At 71.0% G+C, this 20,138-nt stretch carries 11 protein-coding genes; 7 read left to right on the top strand and 4 right to left on the bottom strand.

From position 1 onward, the window contains the following. Positions 1–35: 35 nt before the first annotated feature. Positions 36–1,934, top strand: coding sequence for an ABC transporter ATP-binding protein (locus EDD93_RS01560; RefSeq protein ID WP_123523447.1), 1,899 nt, complete (start codon positions 36–38; stop codon positions 1,932–1,934). Further along, entirely contained in the window at positions 1,931–3,814 is a 1,884-nt protein-coding gene (locus tag EDD93_RS01565) for an ABC transporter ATP-binding protein (RefSeq protein WP_123523448.1), read from the top strand. The genes EDD93_RS01560 and EDD93_RS01565 overlap by 4 nt, the downstream gene beginning before the upstream one ends. Here EDD93_RS01565 and EDD93_RS01570 read toward each other — a convergent pair. Continuing rightward, on the bottom strand, positions 3,811–4,767 hold the full coding sequence (locus tag EDD93_RS01570) for an IS481 family transposase (RefSeq protein ID WP_123523424.1): 957 nt from the start codon (positions 4,765–4,767) through the stop codon (positions 3,811–3,813). The genes EDD93_RS01565 and EDD93_RS01570 overlap by 4 nt on opposite strands. A 224-nt stretch (positions 4,768–4,991) precedes the next feature. Next, the gene (locus tag EDD93_RS01575; protein WP_123523449.1) at positions 4,992–6,575 is read right to left on the bottom strand and encodes an MFS transporter; all 1,584 of its coding nucleotides are present in this window, start codon (positions 6,573–6,575) and stop codon (positions 4,992–4,994) included. A 138-nt stretch (positions 6,576–6,713) separates the two neighbouring features. Here EDD93_RS01575 and EDD93_RS01580 point away from each other — a divergent pair, with 138 nt between their 5' ends. Together EDD93_RS01580 and EDD93_RS01585 are read left to right on the top strand one after the other, a co-directional pair. Then, the gene (locus EDD93_RS01580) at positions 6,714–7,622 is read left to right on the top strand and encodes a TetR/AcrR family transcriptional regulator C-terminal domain-containing protein (RefSeq protein WP_123523450.1); all 909 of its coding nucleotides are present in this window, start codon (positions 6,714–6,716) and stop codon (positions 7,620–7,622) included. 162 nt (positions 7,623–7,784) lie between these two features. Continuing rightward, positions 7,785–9,830 carry a M4 family metallopeptidase gene (locus tag EDD93_RS01585; RefSeq protein WP_123523451.1) on the top strand — a complete coding sequence of 682 codons (2,046 nt, stop codon included), beginning with the start codon at positions 7,785–7,787 and terminating at the stop codon, positions 9,828–9,830. 89 nt (positions 9,831–9,919) lie between these two features. Here the strand turns inward: EDD93_RS01585 and EDD93_RS01590 are convergent, their stop codons facing one another. Both EDD93_RS01590 and glgP read right to left on the bottom strand, forming a co-directional pair. Then, positions 9,920–11,137, bottom strand: coding sequence for an alginate lyase family protein (locus tag EDD93_RS01590; protein WP_123523452.1), 1,218 nt, complete (start codon positions 11,135–11,137; stop codon positions 9,920–9,922). A 215-nt stretch (positions 11,138–11,352) separates the two neighbouring features. After that, a complete protein-coding gene (gene glgP / locus EDD93_RS01595; RefSeq protein WP_185092186.1) occupies positions 11,353–13,956 on the bottom strand; it encodes an alpha-glucan family phosphorylase in 2,604 nt (867 codons plus the stop codon). Between the two features lie 765 nt (positions 13,957–14,721). On the opposite strand from glgP, the gene EDD93_RS01600 reads away from it, so the two are divergent. From EDD93_RS01600 to EDD93_RS01610, 3 genes are all read left to right on the top strand, one after another. Then, positions 14,722–16,761: an alpha-1,4-glucan--maltose-1-phosphate maltosyltransferase gene (locus EDD93_RS01600; RefSeq protein WP_123523454.1), complete on the top strand. Its 2,040-nt coding sequence runs from the start codon at positions 14,722–14,724 to the stop codon at positions 16,759–16,761. Next, the gene (gene treS, locus EDD93_RS01605; protein WP_024489388.1) at positions 16,758–18,464 is read left to right on the top strand and encodes a maltose alpha-D-glucosyltransferase; all 1,707 of its coding nucleotides are present in this window, start codon (positions 16,758–16,760) and stop codon (positions 18,462–18,464) included. Before EDD93_RS01600 ends, treS begins: the two co-directional genes overlap by 4 nt. 238 nt (positions 18,465–18,702) lie before the next feature. Further along, the gene (locus tag EDD93_RS01610) at positions 18,703–20,106 is read left to right on the top strand and encodes a maltokinase N-terminal cap-like domain-containing protein (RefSeq protein ID WP_123523455.1); all 1,404 of its coding nucleotides are present in this window, start codon (positions 18,703–18,705) and stop codon (positions 20,104–20,106) included. Positions 20,107–20,138 lie beyond the last annotated feature (32 nt).

Below are 20,138 nucleotides of genomic sequence, written 5' to 3' on the forward strand. Positions count from 1 at the left end.
AGCGATGTCAGTGGTGAACCGTAGGCTCGCTCGTGATGCCCGAAGAACATGTAGAGCCCAAGGACCGGTCCGCCGCACGCTCCCTGATGCGGCTGTGGCCGTATGTGAGGCCGGTGCGGGCCCGGCTGTCGGCCGCGGTCCTGATCGCGGTCGTCGCCTCGTGCCTCGGGCTGGTGATCCCGCTCGTGCTGAAGTGGATGGTCGACGGTCCGGTCGCCGAGCGGGATCCGGGCGGTGTCTGGCTCGGGGCCCTGTACCTGCTGCTGCTCGGGATCGCGGAGGCGTTCCTGTTCGGTCTCCGGCGCTGGGTGGTGGCGCGTCCGCTGGCCGGTGTCGAGGCGGCCATGCGGGACGGCCTGTACCGGCATCTGCAACGCCTGCCGGTGGCCTTCCACGACCGCTGGCCGTCGGGCCAGTTGCTGTCGCGCGGGACCACGGACCTGATGCTGGTGCGGATGTTCCTGGCCTTCCCGCTGACCTATCTGGTGGTCAACTCCACCACGATCGTGGTCGGTTTCGTGATTCTGCTCGGCCAGGAGTGGACGCTGGGCCTGGTGCTGCTGATCCCCGTCGTGCCGCTGATGATCCTGTGCTCGGTCTTCGAGGCGAAGTACTCACTGGTGGCGCGCAGGGCCCAGGACCAGGTCGGGGACCTGACGACGGTGGTCGAGGAGAGCGTGCTCGGCATCCGTATCGTGAAGGGATTCGGCCGGCACCGCAGCCAGGCCCTCGCGTTCCGCGCCCTCGCGCAGCGGCTGCGGGCCACCGAGCTGGAGAAGGCGCGGCTGCTCGCGGGGATCTGGGCCTTCATCACGACGATCCCCGAACTCGCCATCGGGGCGGCGCTGGTGCTCGGCACGATCGAGGTGGCGGACGGCGGCCTTTCCGCAGGCACGCTGGTCGCCTTCCTCTCCACGGCGCTGGCGCTGCGCTGGCCGGTCGAGTCGATCGGCTTCCTGCTGGCGATCAGCCAGGAGTCGGCGTCGGCCACCGAGCGGTTCTTCGAGGTGATGGACGTGGCCGAGGAGGAGGGGGCCGCGGCGCGCGGGGCGGCGGCCCCGGGCCCGTCCGGTGACGCCGCGCCGGACGTCCTGCCGGTTGCCTCCGGGGCGGGCGGCATGGTCTTCGAGGGTGTCCGGTTCCGCTACCCGGACGCGGCCGAGGACTCCGCTCCCGTACTGGACCGGATCGATCTGCGCATCCGCCCAGGCGAGACGATGGCCCTGGTCGGGGCGACGGGCTGCGGCAAGACCACGCTCACCGCGCTCGTGCCCCGGCTGCACGACGCCACCTCGGGGCGGATCACGCTGGACGGCGAGGACATCACCGCGATGCCGCGCGAGCGGCTGCGGGAGCTGGTGTCCGTGGCGTTCGAGGAGCCGACGCTCTTCTCCGCGACTGTCGCGGAGAACGTCCTGATGGGCGCCGAGGGCGCCGGCCAGGACGAGTTGCGGCGGGCCCTGTCGGTGGCCCAGGCCGATTTCGTCCACGATCTGCCGCACGGCACGGCTACCCAGGTGGGCGAGCAGGGGCTGAGCCTCTCCGGCGGTCAGCGCCAGCGCCTCGCGCTGGCCCGCGCCGTCGTCGGCCGGCCGCGCTTCCTGGTCCTCGACGATCCGCTCTCCGCGCTGGACGTGCACACGGAGACACTGGTCGAGGCGGCGCTGCGCAGCGTGCTGCGGGAGACCACGGCGGTGGTGGTCGCCCACCGGCCGTCCACCGTGATGCTCGCGGACCGGGTGGCGCTGCTGTCGGAGGGCCGGATCAGCGCCGTCGGCACCCACCAGGAACTGCTGCGCGGCAACCCCGAGTACGCCTGGCTGATGTCCGGCGCCGGCCTGCCGGACGGCGAGGACGCGTTTCCCCCGGGCCCCGGCCCCACCGACGAGATCCTGGGCGCCTACGCCCCTGCCGAGGAGGGCAGCAGCCGATGACCAGCACCACGACGGGGCGGCCCGAGAGCGGCGGGGACGGTACGGAGGACCGGCCGGACGCCGGGCCCCCGGGCACGGCCCCCGCTCCCAGGGACTCCTTCGACCGCGACGACCTGCCCACGCCCCGTGGCGCGACGCGCGAGCTGCTCCTGTCGCTGCTGCGCCCGCACCGCGGCCGGGTCGTGGTGGCCGCACTGTTCCTGCTGGTCCAGCAGATCTCGGTGCAGGCGGGTCCGTTGCTCGTCGCGTACGCCATCGACAGCGGGGTGCCCGCGTTCCGGGACGAGGACTACGGTCCGCTGATCGCGGTGGGCCTCGGCTACGCCCTCTGCGCGGCCGGCGGCGGGGCCATGCAGTACGCGTTCATCAGGGCCTCGGCCGGGGTCAACCAGGACGCCCTGCTCGATCTGCGCGGCCGGATCTTCCGCCATGCCCAGGCGCTGAGCGTGGACTTCCACGAGCGGTACACCTCGGGCCGGCTGATCTCCCGCTCCACCACCGATGTGGAGTCGCTGCGCGAGCTGCTCAGCGAGGGGCTGCAGGAGCTGATCGGGGTCGTGCTCTCCTTCGTCTCCATCTCCCTGGTGCTGCTCTGGCTGGATCTCGCGACGGGCGCGGTCGCCGTGCTCTCGTTCGCCCCGCTGTATCTGCTCGTACGGCAGTACCAGCGCCGGGCCGGAGTCATCTTCGCCGCCCGGTCGACGGCGATCGCCGCGGTCATCGTGAAGTTCGCGGAGACGATGAACGGCATCCGCCCCGTCCAGGCGTTCCGCCGGGAGCCGGTCAACGACGCGGTGTTCCGGGAGCTGAACCACGAGCACCGGCGCACCAACGGCGACGCGATGATCGAGAACGCGCGTTACGTCGTCGGGTCCCGGCTGATCGCCAACACCGCGGTAGCCGCGATCGTGCTGTGGGGTGCGTACCGCGTGGCCTCCGGCACCCTGGCCCTGGGCGTGCTGGCCGCGGTGGTGCTGTATCTGCGGCGGCTCTACGACCCGATCGACCGGCTCAGCATGTTCCTGAACTCCTACCAGTCGGCGGCGGCCTCACTGACGAAGATCGCGGGCCTGCTGGCCCAGACCCCGACGGTCCCGGAGGCCCTGGAGCCCCGGGAGCTGCCGCCGCTCAAGGGCGAACTGCCGGGCCGCGAGGTGGTCTTCGACTCGGTGCGCTTCGCCTACCGCACGGGTGGTGAGGTGCTGCCCCGCTTCGATCTGACCGTTCCGGCCGGCCAGACCATCGCCGTGGTCGGTTCGACGGGCGCCGGCAAGTCGACGCTCGCCAAGTTGCTGGCCCGCTTCTACGACCCGACCGACGGCCGGGTGCTGCTGGACGGCACCGACCTGCGGGACCTCGCCGTGCCCGAGCTGCGGCGCGGGGTGGTGATGGTGACGCAGGAGGCGTTCCTGTTCTCGGGGACCGTCGCCGAGAACATCGCGATCGGCAGCCCGGACGCGACCCGCGCGGAGATCGAACGGGCCGCCAGGGCGATCGGCGCCCACGAGTTCATCAGCGGTCTGCCCGACGGCTACGACACCGACGTACGCAAGCGGGGCGGCCGGATCTCGGCGGGCCAGCGCCAGCTGGTCGCCTTCGCCCGCGCCCTGCTGGCGAACCCGGCGGTGCTGATCCTCGACGAGGCGACCAGCTCCCTGGACATCCCGGGCGAGCGGGCGGTGCAGCGGGCGATGGACACCGTGCTGCACGGCCGCACCGCGGTGGTGATCGCCCACCGGCTGTCCACCGTGGAGATCGCGGACCGGGTCCTGGTGATGGAGCACGGCCGCATCGTGGAGGACGGGGCACCCGCCGAACTCATCGGCGGCACGGGCCGGTTCGCGGGGCTGCACCGCGTGTGGCGGGAGAGCCTGGTCTAGGTGTATTGACCCGCAGCGTTGTTGACACGGCTGATCGGGGGCTGGCCTCCGAGGGCGGTGTGGCAGCGGTGGTGGTTGTAGGTGTGGAGGAAGTCTGCCAGGGCGGCTGTTCGCTCGTCGTTGGAGGTGTAGGGCCGCAGGTAGGCCCACTCGTCGGCGAGGGTGCGGTTGAAGCGTTCGACTTTGCCGTTGGTCTGTGGTCGGTAGGGGCGGGTGAGTTTGCCGGTCGCGCCGATGTCGCCCAAGGCCTGTTTCCAGGCCAGCCCCTTGCGGTAGGCCCAGGCGTTGTCCGTCAGCACGCGTTCGATCCGGGTGATGCCCAGGTCGGCGAAGAACGCGGCGGCCCGGGTCAGGAAGGCTGCGCAGGTCGCGACCCTCTCGTCGCCATGGATTTCCGTGTAGGCGAGGCGGGAGTGGTCGTCGACCGCGGAGTGGAGGTAGTCGAAGCCCATGTTGCTGCGGGTGGCGCGGCCGGCCTGGCGGCCCAGGACCTTGTGGCCGCCGCCGTCGGGTATCCGGCCCAGTTTCTTGACGTCGACGTGGACGAGCTCACCGGGACGCTCGCGTTCGTAGCGGCGGATCACCGAGCCGGTTGGCCGGTCCATCCAGGCGAGGCGGTTCAGTCCGTGACGGGTCAGGATCCGGTGGACGGTTGAGGCGGGAAGGCCGAGGACCGGGCCGATCCGTGCGGGTCCGAGTTTGCGGGACCGGCGCAGGTCGCAGACGCGGGCCTCGATCGCGGCCGGAGTGCGGTGCGGTGTCGTCCCTGGCCTGCTGGAGCGGTCGGCCAGGCCCGCCTCGCCCTCGGCCCGCCACCGCCGCACCCACTTATGGGCGGTCGCCCTCGAGATGCCCATCTCGGCAGCGACATGGGCGACGGGACGGCCGGACGTGACTCGTTCGACCAGCAGACGCCTCCCGAAGACCGTCAGCCGGGCATTACGGTGGGACACGAAGACCTCCGTGTGGTGTGTTCCTAGACAGCTCCACCACACCGGAGGTCTTCGCCTTTGATCAAGACCCCCGTGTCAACAACGCTCGTGATCAATACATCTAGGGCGTGTTTTGAAGGTCCCGTCTGCCCGGCGGCGTCTGGCACTCACGTATGCGGGCGATGCGCCGTGCGTGCGCCCGGCCGTCTTGGCGCACGCCCGCTTTTCCGAGGGGCTGCCGCGTGTCACCGGCCTTCTGCGTCCGCGTGCCGAGGCGCTTCCCGGGGCGGCTGCACGCCGAGCGCGTTCTCCGCGCCCTCCGCCGCAGGCTCGCCGGCCCGTCGCAGCAGCACCACGGAGACCAGCGCGGCCACCACCATCGCCGCGGCCGCGCCCGCCGCCGCCGTGTTCAGGCCGTGGGTGAAGGCCTTGAACGCGGCGGAGAGCAGCGCCTCCCGGCCGCGTGCCGGCAGCTCTCCGGCCACGGCCACCGCGCCGCCCAGGGTCTCCCGGGCCGCGTCGGGTGCGCCCGGTGCGGCGTCGGTCATGTCGCGCCCGTAGACGACCGCGCCGAGCGAGCCGAGCAGGGCCATGCCCAGCGCGCCGCCGAGTTCCTGGCCCGATTCGAGCACGGCGGCCGCGGAGCCGGCGCGCTCGGGCGGTGCGGCGCCCAGGGCGAGTTCGTTGGCCAGGGTCATCGCGGCGACCAGGCCGCCCGCGTAGACGGCCGAGCCGGCCAGCGTCACCCGGAGCGGGGAGCCGGTCTCGATCCCGGTGAGCCAGAGGAAGCCCGCCGCCGAGACGAGGAACGCGCCGCCCATGACGTATCCGCGGTCCAGGCGTTTGGCGAGGGCTCCGGCCGCCGGCGCGGCGACGAGGACGCCGGCGGACGGCACCAGGCTCCACATCGCGGCCTCGAACGGGCTCTTGCCGAGGACGGACTGCACGTACTGCGAGAAGAAGGCGGCGAAGCCGATCGTGGCGCCCATCGCCAGCAGGTTGACGAGGACCGAACCCCCGTAGGCGCGGCGGCGCAGGAGTGCCAGGTCGACCATCGGCTCGGCGAGCCGGCCCTGGCGGCGGACGAAGAGGAGGCCGAGCACGAGGCCGGCGGCGATTCCGAGGGCGGGCAGCGGCCGGTAGCCGTGCTTGGCGAGCTCCTTGATGCCGTGGATCACCGGCAGCAGGGCGGCGAGGGAGAGCACGGCGCTCAGGACGTCGAACCGCGCCCTCACCGGGCTCCGGGACTCCGGGAGCAGTACCGGCGCGAGCACCAGAAGGAGCGCCATCGCGGGCAGGTTGATCAGGAAGACCGCGCCCCACCGGAAGTGTTCGAGGAGGATTCCGCTGACGACCGGGCCGAGTGAGATCCCGGTGGCCATCACGGTCGTCCACAGCGCGACCGCCCGGGAGCGCTGGTCGCGGTCGTGGAAGAGGTTGCGGACGAGCGCGAGCGTGGACGGCATCAGGCAGGCGCCGCCCACCCCGAGCAGCGCACGGGCCGCGATGAGGGATTCGGGGGACCGCGCGAGAGCGGCGGCGAGGGACGCGGCGGCGAAGACGACCGTGCCGGCCATCAGCACCTTCCGGCGGCCGATCCGGTCACCGAGCGCGCCCATGGTGATGAGCAGGCCGGCCAGCACGAAGCCGTACATGTCCAGGATCCACAGCTGCTGGGTGGAGCCCGGCTCCAGGTCGGCGCCGATGGCGGGCAGTGCGTAGAAGAGGATGGAGACGTCCATCGAGACGAAGAGCAGCGGCAGCATCAGCACGCCGAGTGCGGTCCATTCACGGCGGCCCGCGAGGGCGGCCGGCGGTGAGGAAGTCATGCCCGGAGCACAGCAGCGGGCCCGCGTACACCACAAACAGCGCCGTAGTGCAGGACCGCCCGCCAGGGCGGGACTTGAACGGTCCGGGCAGGTCAGAACGGTGTACGTCGTCCTGGGTGCACTAGTACAGTCCGCTCCGTGCCGACCGAACCGCCCTACCTCAGGATCGCCGCCGAGCTGCGCCGGCGGATCGTCGCGGGTGAACTCGCCCCGGGCGAGCGGGTGCCCTCCACCCGCGCCGTCGTCCGGGAGTGGGGTGTCGCGATGGCGACGGCCACCAAGGCGCTGTCCGTGCTGCGCGCGGAGGGGCTGGTGCGGGCCGTGCCGGGGGTCGGCACCGTGGTCGCGGAGCGCGGACCCCGGCTCGCGGCCGGGGAGGGTCCGGCGCTGAACCGCGACCGGATCGTGCGCACGGCCGTCGAACTGGCCGATGCCGAGGGCCTGCCGTCGGTGTCGATGCGCCGGGTCGCCACCGTTCTGGCCACGTCCACGATGGCGCTGTACCGCCATGTTCCGGGCAAGGCGGAGCTGGTGCGGCTGATGTCCGAGGCGGCCTTCGGCGAACGCCCGCTCGGTCCCGTACCCCGGCATTGGCGGACCGGGCTGGAACTCGCCGCCCGCTGGCTGCGCGCGGTGTACGGGCGGCATCCGTGGATGGTCCAGGCGATGGCCTCCTTCACCCGGCCCACCGCGTCGCCGCACGCGATGAGTTACACGGAGTGGGTGCTGCGGGCCCTCAGGGGGACCGGGCTGCCTCCGCACGCCATGCTCCACACCCACCTCACCCTCTTCGCCTATGTGCAGGGGCTGGCGCTGGCGGCCGACATGGAGGCGCAGGCGCTCCAGGACACGGGACTGTCCGACGAGGAGTGGATGACGCGGAACGAGCCACAGTTCGAAGCCGTCTCGACAGGTGGTCACTTCCCCGTTCCCCACAATCTTTTCGAACACGACGCCTTCGAGCTCGACCTCGACGTCCTCTTCGAATTCGGGCTCCGCAGGACCCTGGACGGCATCGCGGTGATGATCGGTGAAACGTCCGCTTAACGAACATGACCATTACGGCAACGGACGAATTCCGGCCATCTTGTTGACGCGGTCCTGACAGGAACACCTTTCTCCTGCCACTGTTCACCCCGTTCTGCGCACTGCCTGCTCTGCCCGGACGGCTCACCCGCCGCCGGTACCCCCCTTGCAGAAGGAGTCCGCGTGAGATCCACGCCCAGCCGTCGTGCCACCGCGACCGGCGCTCTGATAGCCGCAGCAGCTCTTCTGGCCACCGGAGTCCAGACCGGTACAGCCACCGCCACACCGGCCGGCGCGAACCGCGCCGCCGCCACCGTCGCCGCGGCATCCGCGGGCGCCGACCACGGCGCGCTGCCCAAGCAGCTCTCTCCGTCCCAGCGCGCGGAGCTGATCCGCGAAGCGAACGCGAGCAAGGCGGCCACCGCCAAGGACCTCGGTCTCGGCTCGCAGGAGAAGCTCGTCGTCCGGGACGTCATCCAGGACAACGACGGCACCACGCACACCCGTTACGAGCGCACCTTCAGCGGCCTCCCGGTCCTCGGCGGCGACCTGATCGTCCAGGAGTCGAAGGCCGGCGCGACCGAGAGCGTCACCAAGGCGTCCAAGGCGACCACCGCCCAGCTGAAGGCCGTGGGCACGACCGCGCAGGTCGCCCCCGCGGCGGCCGAGAAGCAGGCGCTCGGCGCGGCCAAGGCCGACGGCTCGGACAGGACCACGGCCGAGAAGGCGCCCCGCAAGGTCGTCTGGATGGCGAGCGGCACACCGCAGCTCGCCTACGAGACCGTGGTCGGCGGCCTCCAGGACGACGGCACGCCCAACGCGCTGCACGTCGTCACGGACGCGAGCAGCGGCGCGAAGATCTACGAGTGGCAGGCCATCGAGAAGGGCACCGGCAACACCGAGTACAGCGGGCAGGTCACCCTCGGTACCGCCCCCTCGTACACGCTGACCGACACCGGTCGCGGCAGCCACAAGACGTACAACCTGAACCACGGCACCTCCGGCAAGGGCACCCTCTTCTCCGGCCCGGACGACATCTGGGGTGACGGCACCCCCCAGAACGCCGAGACCGCCGCCGCCGACGCGCACTACGGCGCGGCCGAGACGTGGGACTACTACAAGAACGTCCAAGGCCGGACGGGCATCCGGGGCGACGGCGTCGGCGCGTACTCCCGCGTCCACTACGGCAACAACTACGTCAACGCCTTCTGGGACGACAGCTGCTTCTGCATGACGTACGGCGACGGCAGCGGCAACTCCTCCCCGCTGACCGCGCTGGACGTCGCCGCGCACGAGATGACGCACGGCGTCACCTCGAACACCGCCGGTCTGGTCTACAGCGGTGAGTCCGGTGGCCTCAACGAGGCGACCAGCGACATCTTCGCCACCGCCGTGGAGTTCTACTCCAACACCGCCGCCGACCCGGGCGACTACCTCATCGGCGAGAAGATCGACATCAACGGCGACGGCACCCCGCTGCGCTACCAGGACAAGCCGAGCAGGGACGGCGCGTCCAAGGACGCCTGGTACTCCGGCATCGGGAACGTCGACGTGCACTACTCGTCGGGCCCGGCCAACCACTTCTTCTACCTTCTCTCCGAAGGCAGCGGCGCCAAGACGATCAACGGGGTCTCGTACAACTCCCCGACCTCCGACGGTCTGCCGGTCACCGGCATCGGCCGCGACAAGGCCGCGCTGATCTGGTTCAAGGCGCTCACCACCAAGTTCAGCTCCAACACGAACTACGCCTCCGCCCGCACGGGCACGCTCGCCGCGGCCGGTGAGCTGTACGGCACGACCAGCGCCGAGTACAAGTCCGTGGCCGACGCCTGGGCCGGCATCAACGTCGGCGCGCGTCCCGGCGGCGGCACCGACCCCGGTGGCACGGTCTTCGAGAACACCACCGCCACGGCCATCCCGGACGCCGGCTCGGCCGTCACCAGCGCGGTCACCGTCACCGGCCGCACCGGCAACGCCCCCAGCACCCTCAAGGTCGGCGTGGACATCACCCACACCTACCGCGGTGACCTGGTCATCGACCTCGTCGCCCCGGACGGCACCGCCTACCGGCTGAAGAACTCCTCCTCGTCCGACTCGGCGGACAACGTCCAGACCACGTACACGGTCAACGCCTCCTCGGAGGTGGCGAACGGGGTCTGGAAGCTGAAGGTCCAGGACGTCTACTCGGGTGACACGGGGAAGATCAACAGCTTCAAGCTGACCTTCTGAACCCGGCCGCACCGCGGCTGACACAGCGCGGCTGACACACCGGCATCCCGCCCGGGAGGAGTACCCACTCCTCCCGGGCGGCTCCGTGCTCAGCCGGGGTTGTTCGCGTGGGTCAGCGTCTCCCAGGCGACGAACAGGTTGTCGGTCCCGGCGGGCCTGCGCTGTTCGGTGAGCGTCTGGGTGTTGGTCATCGCGATGCCCATCCGGTTGTGCAGCGCGTTGAACCCGACCTCGGTGACCGGCCCGAGGTTGTCCTTGAGCGATCCGCCGCACAACGACGAGGGAACGGCCGCCCCCAGCTGGTACTTGGCGTGCAGCCCCAGCGCGTGACGCAGCCGGTCCGCGATCTCCGGGTAGAGGTCCTGCCCCTGGATGCGGCTGGTCTCGGCGATGTGCGAGATGGCCGAGAGGCCGTAGCCGGTGTGGGTGAGGTCGCGGCAGGTCTCCTGGGAGAGCCCGTCCATGAAGGTCGACTGGCCCTGCCAGTAGTTGATGATCTTGTCGCGCGTGTCGAGACCGCTGCCGGGCGCGGCCTTGGGCAGCGCCCCGTCCGAGGTCAGATAGATGTAGGCGGGAACACGGCCGCGGAACTTGGCCACCGCCTTGTCGTACGAGGTGCGGTCCTCCAGGAAGACCGAGATGCCGATGGCGGCCTCGGTCATGCTCAGTTCCCAGTTCCCGTTGCTGTTCGAGCCGTTGATGACCTTGGGCAGGTAGACGTTGCGCAGCATGGTGGCGAACCGGCCGGAGTTCGGCCAGCTGCTGTACGTGTACTTGATGATCTCGGCGGCACGCGGCCAGGAGGAGCCGGCCCAGCCGGTCTGCAGCGGGGCGTTGCTGTTGGTGTGGTCCTTGATCACGGCCGACCAGGCGTCCATGAGCTCGACGGCCTTGGCGGCGTAGCGGCTGTCCTGAGTGATGTACCAGGCCAGCGAGAGGGTGTACGCGGCTATCGCGTCCTCGCGCTCGTCGGTGCAGCCGTAGTTGGGGTTGGAGTACGAGCCGCACTCCACGACGGCCCTGGGCTTGGCCGTGCGGGTGAGCGAGGCGTACTTGCTCGCCATCATCTGGTCGTACGCGCCCTTCCAGGGCTGCGCGCCCGCCCGCACCTTCTCGCGTACGAAGTCCAGCTGCGGGCGGCTGACGAGTACGCCGGGGTGGGTGAAGGCGGCGGGGGCCGCGACCGCCGCCGGGGCCGGGTCGGGGGCGGCCCGGCCGGCCGGGGCGGGGGCCATGGAGAAGCCGGTGAGCAGTGCCGAGAGAGCGGTGGCGAGGCCGAGGCCGCGCCCGATGGTTCCGGTGCGCATGTGGGGGTGCCTTCCGGTGCGGGGGAGGTCCGGCAACTCGGCCCGAGAGCAACGGAGTTCATACACATGAACCCTGAGCCGAGTTGTGAACCCTGCGATGAGTGAGGAACTTAAAGGCATCGCATGAACACGTCAAGCACATGTGTTCAGAAGACGAAGGGCCCGGCACCGTGGATCGGTACCGGGCCCTTCGCGTGGGGCGGGAGAACGCGACGTCAGCGCATCAGCAGACCCGCGCCCTCACCCGTGGCCCCCGTCGGCTGCGCGACCAGGCCGAGTTCGGCCCCGTCGGCCAGCAGCCGGTGGGCGGGCAGCACCCGGACCGTGTAGCCGTAGGGGCCCGTGCGGTCGAGCGCGAGCGGGCCGTCGTACAGCCAGCGCCCCTCCAGGTCCTGGCCCCCGGCCGGCTTCAGCGGGAAGATCTGGGCGTCCGTGATGGCGTCCGCCGCGTCCACCCGGCCGGCCACCGCCTGCACCTCCACGTCGTCCGGCTCCAGCGCCCCGAGCGTGATCCGAACCCGCAGCGCCAGCGTCGAACCGAGCTCCGCCGAGCCGCCCGCCCCGGTGGGCGTCACCGCCTCGACATGGTCGACCGCCACCCGGGGCCAGGCCGCCCGGACCCGGGACTTCCAGTCGGCCAGCTCCCGGGCGGTGGTGGCGTCGAGGGCGCGCTGGGCGAGCGCGGCGGGGGCGTACAGCCGCTCCACGTACTCACGCACCATGCGCCCCGCGAGGACCTTGGGGCCCAGGGTGCCCAGGGTGCGGCGGACCATCTCGATCCAGCGGTCCGGGAGACCCTCGCCGCCGTGGTCGTAGAAGCGCGGGGCGACCCGGTCCTCGATCAGCTCGTAGAGCGCGTTGGCCTCCAGGTCGTCACGCCGGTCCTCGTCCGTGGCGGAGCCGTCGGCCGTCGGGATCGCCCAGCCGAAGTCGGGCTCGAACCATTCGTCCCACCAGCCGTCCAGGACCGACAGGTTGAGGCAGCCGTTGAGCGCCGCCTTCATCCCGCTCGTACCGCAAGCCTCCAGCGGGCGCAGCGGGTTGTTCAGCCAGACATCGCAGCCCGGGTAGAGCTTCTGGGCCATCCCCATCCCGTAGTCGGGGAGGAAGACGATGCGGTGGCGCACCCGGGGGTCGTCCGCGAACCGGACCAGCTCCTGGACCAGCCGCTTCCCGCTGTCGTCGGCCGGATGCGCCTTGCCCGCGACGACGATCTGGATCGGCCGCTCCGGGTGGAGGAGCAGCCCGCGCAGCCGGTCGCGGTCGCGCAGCATCAGCGTCAGCCGCTTGTACGAGGGCACCCGGCGGGCGAAGCCGATCGTCAGCACGTCGGGGTCCAGCACGCCGTCGATCCAGCCGAGCTCGGCGGCCTCCGCGCCCCGGGTGCGCCAGGAGGCGCGCAGCCGCTCCCGCACCTCGGTCACCAGTTGCTCGCGCAGTGTCCGGCGCACGTCCCAGAGCTGCCGGTCGGGGATCTGGGCGGCGGAGTCCCACCGGCCGGGGGCGGCGCCGGAGTCGGTGCGCAGCCGGTAGATCTCGGGGGCGACCCAGGTGGGTGCGTGGACCCCGTTGGTCACGGAGGTGATCGGCACCTCGGGGGCGTCGAACCCCGGCCAGAGCCCGGCGAACATCTCCCGGCTGACGGCCCCGTGCAGGGTGGAGACCCCGTTGGCGCGCTGGGCGAGCCGCAGGCCCATCACCGCCATGTTGAAGACGCCGGGGTCGCCGCCCCCGTACGTCTCGGCGCCCAGGTCCAGGACGCGTTCGGCGGGGACGCCGGGCAGTTCCCCGTCGTCGCCGAAGTGCCGGGCGACGAGTTCGCGGTCGAAACGGTCGATCCCGGCCGGCACCGGGGTGTGGGTGGTGAAGACGGTGCCCGCCCGTACGGACTCCACCGCGGAGGCGAAGTCCAGGCCGTCGCCGGCGAGCTCCCGGATGCGCTCCAGGCCCAGGAAGCCGGCGTGGCCCTCGTTGGTGTGGAACACCTCGGGCGCCGGGTGGCCGGTGAGCCGGCAGTAGCTGCGTACGGCGCGCACGCCGCCGATGCCCAGCAGTATTTCCTGCAGCAGCCGGTGCTCGCTGCCGCCGCCGTACAGCCGGTCGGTGACCTCGCGTTCGCCGGGGGCGTTGCCCTCCACGTCGGAGTCGAGCATGAGCAGCGGGACCCGGCCGACCTGCGCCTGCCAGATGTGGGCGCGCAGCGAGCGGCCGCCGGGCAGCGCCAGGACCACCTCGCTCGGTGCCCCGTCGGCTTCGCGCAGCAGGGTGAGCGGCAGCTCGTTGGGGTCGAGGACGGGGTAGTGCTCCTGCTGCCAGCCGTCCCTGGACAGGCTCTGGCGGAAGTAGCCGTGGCGGTAGAGGAGGCCGACGCCGACCAGGGGGACGCCCAGGTCGCTGGCGGCCTTGAGGTGGTCGCCGGCGAGGATGCCGAGCCCGCCGGAGTACTGGGGCAGGGCCGCGGTGACCCCGAACTCGGGTGAGAAGTAGGCGATGGCGGCGGGCAGCGCGACGCCCTGCGCCACCTGCTCCTGGTACCACCTGGGGCCCTGGAGGTAGTCCTGGAGGCCGGCGGACACCTCGGCCAGCCGGTGGAGGAACTCCTCGTCCCGGGCCAGTTCGGCGAGCCGGCCGGCGGAGACGGCACCGAGCAGGCGCACGGGGTCGCCGTCCGCGGTCCGGCCGGCCACCGGATCGACGGCCTGGAAGAGCTCACGGGTCTCGGTGTGCCAGGACCAGCGCAGGTTGCGGGCGAGGTCGCTGAGCGGTCGAAGGAGGTCGGGGAGGACGGGACGCACGGTGAATCGACGAATGGCCTGCACGTATTCCACCTTTACAGGGGACGTCCGGATCCGAGGGGACGCACCACGCTGTGCGCCGCTCCGTCACCCTCGACGTTAGCCGGGCGCGGCACTCGGCAACCACGGCGCACGGCCGTCCGGCGGCGTGCGACCCCGCTCGCTCCGACCGCCCCTTCCGCTCCGCGCGCCCGTGCACCGCCAGCCACGTGACATGAATCCAGGCACTTCCGTCACAGAGGTTATGGCCGATTCCTTCACCTCATGCGGCCTTGTGGGCCTTCGCCCCACAGGGAAGGCTTCCCAGTGGCGCCAGCCGTCCCCGCGTGCGCCGGCTTTCCGCAACCCCGCGCATGCGCGGCGGAGCCCGGCGCATTCGGACCGTTACAGATACGCCCGAGTAGTTAACAAACCACCGGATTGGCCCACCGGCATCCGTGGGAAGGCTTCTCCGGTACCCGGAACGAATGCGGTCGGATGACAGTTCAAGGCGATCCGGCTCGGACCACGCAGCCGGTTCATCCGCCGTTCGGCGGCAATCCGCCCACGGTTCGTATGCAATCGGTGCGGCCCGTGCGCATTCGGTCCACACCCGTGCACCACACCCGCGACCCATGCATTCGAGTGCCATTCGAGTGAACGCGGACAGGAGCGGCCATGCCCACACCCCACCAGTCGTCAACGGAGCAGCTAGAAAGGACGGAACCCCACCATCGCGGCGCGCGCGTTCAGCCCTCCGCGGCCGCAGAGCGCCCTGTCGAGTCCGAGCTCCAGTCCCCAGGTGATTTCATGATCGGTCGCATTCCCGTCCTCGACGTCCGTCCCCTCGTCGATTGCGGAAGAAGGCCCGCCAAGGCGGTCTCCGGCGAGACCTTCGAGGTCTCGGCGACCGTCTTCCGCGAGGGTCATGACGCGGTCTCGGCCAATGTCGTCCTGCTGGACCCGAACGGGCGTCCGGGCCCCTGGACGCCGATGCGCGAACTCGCCCCGGGCACCGACCGCTGGGGCGCCGACGTGACGCCCGACGCCGAGGGCCGCTGGACGTACACGGTCGAGGCCTGGAGCGATCCGGTGGCCACCTGGCGGCACACCGCCCGGATCAAGATCCCGGCGGGGATCGACACGGCGCTCGTCCTGGCGGAGGGCGCCGAGCTGTACGAGCGGGCCGCCGAGGGCGTGCCCAAGCGGGACGGCCGCGAGGCGGTGCTGGGCGCGGTCGACGCCCTGCGCGACGCGTCCCGTCCGGCCGCCGCCCGGCTGGCCGCGGCCCTCGCCCCCGAGGCGGCGGCCGCGCTGGACCGCCATCCGCTGCGTGAGCTGGTCACCGCCTCGCGCCCGCTGCCGCTCGTCGTCGAGCGCAGGCGTGCCCTGTTCGGCTCCTGGTACGAGCTGTTCCCCCGGTCCGAGGGCGCCAGGGTCGAGCCGGCGAAGGCTCCGCGCAAGAGCCGTACGGGCAAGCCGGCCCCGGCCCCGAAGCCGCCCCGGATCATCAGCGGCACCTTCCGGACCGCGGCCGAGCGGCTGCCGGCGGTCGCGGCGATGGGCTTCGACGTGGTGTACCTGCCACCGGTCCACCCCATCGGGACCACCCACCGCAAGGGCCCGAACAACTCCCTCTCCCCCGCCGCGCACGATGTCGGGGTGCCCTGGGCGATCGGTTCGGCCGAGGGCGGCCACGACGCGGTCCACCCCGATCTCGGCACCCTCGACGACTTCGACCATTTCGTGGAGACGGCCCGGAACCTGCGTATGGAGATCGCGCTGGATTTCGCCCTCCAGTGCTCGCCCGACCACCCGTGGGTCACCGAGCACCCCGAGTGGTTCCAGCACCGCGCGGACGGCTCCATCGCCTACGCGGAGAATCCGCCGAAGAAATATCAGGACATCTATCCGATCGCTTTCGACAAGGATCTGCGCGGAATTGTCGCGGAGACCGTCCGTATCCTGCGCTTCTGGATGGATCACGGCGTACGGATCTTCCGCGTCGACAATCCGCACACCAAGCCGGTGATCTTCTGGGAGAAGGTGATCGCCGACATCAACCGCACCGATCCCGATGTGATCTTCCTGGCCGAGGCATTCACCCGGCCCGCGATGATGCACGCGCTCGCCACCATCGGATTCCAGCAGTCGTACACCTACTTCACCTGGCGCAACAGCCGGCAGGAAATCACCGACTACGTGACGGAACTGTCCGGCGATTCGGCCTCCTGCATGAGGCCCAATTTCTTCGTGAACACCCCTGACATCCTCCCCGGATATCTCCAGGACGGCGGCAGGCCCGCCTTCGAGGCACGGGCGGTGCTCGCGGCGACACTCTCCCCGTCCTGGGGGGTGTACGCGGGGTACGAGCTCTGTGAGAACGCCCCGGTCCGCAGCGGCAGTGAGGAGTACCTCGACTCGGAGAAGTACGAGATCCGGCCCAGGGACTGGGAAGCCGCCGAGCGCGAGGGCCGGTCGCTGGCCCCGCTCATCACCACGCTCAACCGGATCAGGCGCCGCCACCCGGCGCTGCAGCAACTGCGTGACGTGCACTTCCACTCGTCCGACAACGACGCCCTGATCGTGTACAGCAAGCGCTCCGGTTCGAACATCGTTCTGATGGTCGTCAACCTCGACCCGCACCACACCCAGGAGGCGACCGTCTCGTTGGACATGCCGCAACTCGGCCTCGACCGGCACGAGAGCGTGCCGGTGCGCGACGAGCTCACCGGCACTTCCTATCACTGGGGCAGGACCTTCTATGTGCGCCTAGAGCCGGGCGTCACGCCCGCGCACATCGCCGTCCTGCGACCGTCCCCGCCGACCGGAGGGTCACCCACACCATGATCGTCAACGAGCCCGTCCACGACACGTTCGAGGACACCCCGGCCAAGGACCGCGATCCCGACTGGTTCAAGCGAGCCGTCTTCTACGAAGTCCTGGTCCGTTCCTTCCAGGACTCCAACGGCGACGGCATCGGAGACCTGAAGGGCATCACGTCCAAACTGGACTACCTCCAGTGGCTGGGCGTCGACTGCCTCTGGCTGCCGCCGTTCTTCAAGTCGCCTCTGCGCGACGGTGGTTACGACGTCTCCGACTACACCGCCGTGCTCCCGGAGTTCGGCGACCTCGCCGACTTCGTGGAGTTCGTCGACGCCGCGCACCAGCGCGGCATGCGCGTGATCATCGACTTCGTCATGAATCACACCAGCGACCAGCACGACTGGTTCCAGCAGTCCCGTACCGACCCCGACGGTCCGTACGGCGACTACTACGTCTGGGCCGACGACGACAAGCAGTTCCAGGACGCCCGGATCATCTTCGTCGACACCGAGACGTCCAACTGGACCTTCGACCCGGTGCGCAAGCAGTACTACTGGCACCGGTTCTTCTCGCACCAGCCCGACCTCAACTACGAGAACCCGGCGGTGCAGGAGGAGATCATCTCCGCCCTGCGCTTCTGGCTGGACCTGGGCATCGACGGCTTCCGGGTCGACGCCGTGCCCTACCTCTACCAGCGCGAGGGCACCAACTGCGAGAACCTCCCCGAGACCCACGGCTTCCTCAAGCGGGTCCGCAAGGAGATCGACGCCAACTACCCGGACACCGTGCTGCTCGCGGAGGCCAACCAGTGGCCGGAGGACGTCGTCGACTACTTCGGCGACTACCGGGCGGGCGGCGACGAGTGCCACATGGCGTTCCACTTCCCCGTGATGCCGCGGATCTTCATGGCGGTACGCCGCGAGAGCCGCTACCCGGTCTCGGAAATCCTGGCGAAGACCCCGGCGATCCCGTCCGGCTGCCAGTGGGGCATCTTCCTGCGCAACCACGACGAGCTGACGCTCGAAATGGTCACGGACGAAGAGCGCGACTACATGTACGCGGAGTACGCCAAGGATCCGCGGATGCGGGCCAACATCGGGATCAGGCGGCGCCTGGCACCCCTGCTGGACAACGACCGCAACCAGATCGAGCTGTTCACCGCCCTGCTGATGTCGCTGCCCGGCTCCCCGATCCTCTACTACGGGGACGAGATCGGGATGGGCGACAACATCTGGCTGGGTGACCGGGACGCCGTACGCACCCCGATGCAGTGGACGCCCGACCGCAACGCGGGATTCTCCTCCAGCGATCCGGGCCGGCTCTTCCTGCCCACGATCATGGACCCGGTCTACGGCTACCAGGTCACCAACGTCGAGGCGGCGATGGCCTCACCGTCCTCGCTGCTGCACTGGACGCGCCGGATGATCGAGATCCGCAAGCAGAACCCGGCCTTCGGCCTCGGCTCCTACACCGAACTGCCCTCGTCCAACCCCGCGGTACTCGCCTTCACCCGTGAGCACGGGGACGACCTCGTGCTGTGCGTGCACAACTTCTCGCGGTTCGCGCAGCCGACGGAACTCGATCTGCGGTCCTTCAACGGGCGCCATCCGGTGGAGCTGATCGGCGGGGTGCGCTTCCCCGCCGTCGGCCAGTGGCCCTACCTGCTGACTCTCGCCGGACACGGCTTCTACTGGTTCCGCCTCCGCAAGGACGCGCCGCCGAGCTGACCGGCGGTCCGCGCACAGGCTCTGGTGCGGGGCGGTTTCCACCGCTCCGCACGGGGCACTCTCCACCCATATCGAACGCTTCAGGGCCCTTCCTGGCCCTCCTGGCGTTTCGCTCCCTCCGAGTCGAGTCCGTACGGACCATCCTGACCCGACACGTCCCGCACAGCCGGACAGCCAAAGCCGCAATCCGGGACACTCTTCGCATCCTGTGGTGTGCCCGGGGAAAGGACGCGATGCCATGTCGGAGGCTGCATCCGCTCAGGTCACCCTGGCGAACAGCACAGCCCTGCTCCCGTCTCTCGGACCGCTGCTCCACGAATGGCTGCCCCGGCAGCGCTGGTTCGCGGGCAAGGGACGGCCGATCACGGCCTTCTCGCTCATCTCGGCGACCGAGATACTGCCGGTCGAGACACCCGGCTCCACCGTCGCCGACGCCGGCCCCGGACTGCTGCACCTGCTGGTCCGGGTCCATCAGCCCACCATGCCCGCCCAGCCGCCCATCGACAGCTACCAGTTGCTGCTCGGCGTGCGGCCCACCCTGCCGACCCGTCTGGCGCCGGCCCTCATCGGCCATGTGACGGAAGGTCCGCTGGCCGGTCTGACCGTCTACGACGGGCTGCACGACCCACGCCTGGCCGCCCTGCTCCTCGAACGGCTGCGCACCCCCGGCGCACTCGGCGCGCTCCGGTTCGGCCGGGGCACATCCCCGGTCCCCGCGGGCCTCGCGCCCCGGGTGCTGGACACCGAGCAGTCCAACTCCTCGCTCGTCTACGGCAACGCCTACATCCTCAAGATCTTCCGCCGGGTCTTCCCGGGCACCAACCCGGATCTGGAGCTTCCCCTCGCACTCTCCCGCGAGGGGTGCGGGCGCGTGCCTGCCCCCGTCGCCTGGTTCGAGGCGGCCGTGCCCGAACCCCTCACGCTCGGGGTGCTCCAGCCGTTCCTGAACGGCGCGCAGGACGGCTGGCAGCTCGCCCTCAGCGCACTCGCGGCCGGCCAGGACTTCGGCCCCGAGGCCCACGCGCTGGGGCGGGCCACCGCCGAGGTGCACACCGCGCTCGCCTCGGCGCTGCCCACTCCCCCGCCGCACCGCGGCGAGAGCGAGGAGCAGGCGGCCGGCATGGTGCGGCGGCTGGAGGCGGCCGCCCACGCGGTACCCGAGCTGGTGCCGTACGTCCCCGGGCTGCGCGCGGCCTTCGACGCCGTGACGGCACTGGGCCACGGGGGTCACAGCTGGGCCGCCCAGCGGGTGCACGGCGATCTCCACCTCGGCCAGACCCTGCGCGGAACAGACGGCTTCTGGTCGCTGATCGACTTCGAGGGCGAACCGGCCCGCCCGCTCCCGGAGCGCCGCAGCCCGCAGCCGCCGGTGCGCGACATCGCCGGGATGCTCCGCTCCTTCGACTACGCGGCCCGCTCGCACCGGCCGTGGAACGCCGACTGGGCGGCGCGCTGCCGCTCCGCCTACTGCGACGGCTACGCGCAGGCCTCGGGCATCGACCCCCGGGCCGAACCGGAGCTGCTGCGGGCCCACGAGACCGACAAGGCGGTGTACGAGGTGCTGTACGAGGCCCGGCACCGGCCCGACTGGCTGCCGGTCCCGATGGCCGCGATCCACCGCCTCGCCGCCGCCACCGGCTGACGCCCGCCGCCGAGCGGACCGGCCCGCACCCG

This window comes from Streptomyces sp. 840.1 (assembly GCF_003751445.1).
Lineage (GTDB): Bacteria > Actinomycetota > Actinomycetes > Streptomycetales > Streptomycetaceae > Streptomyces.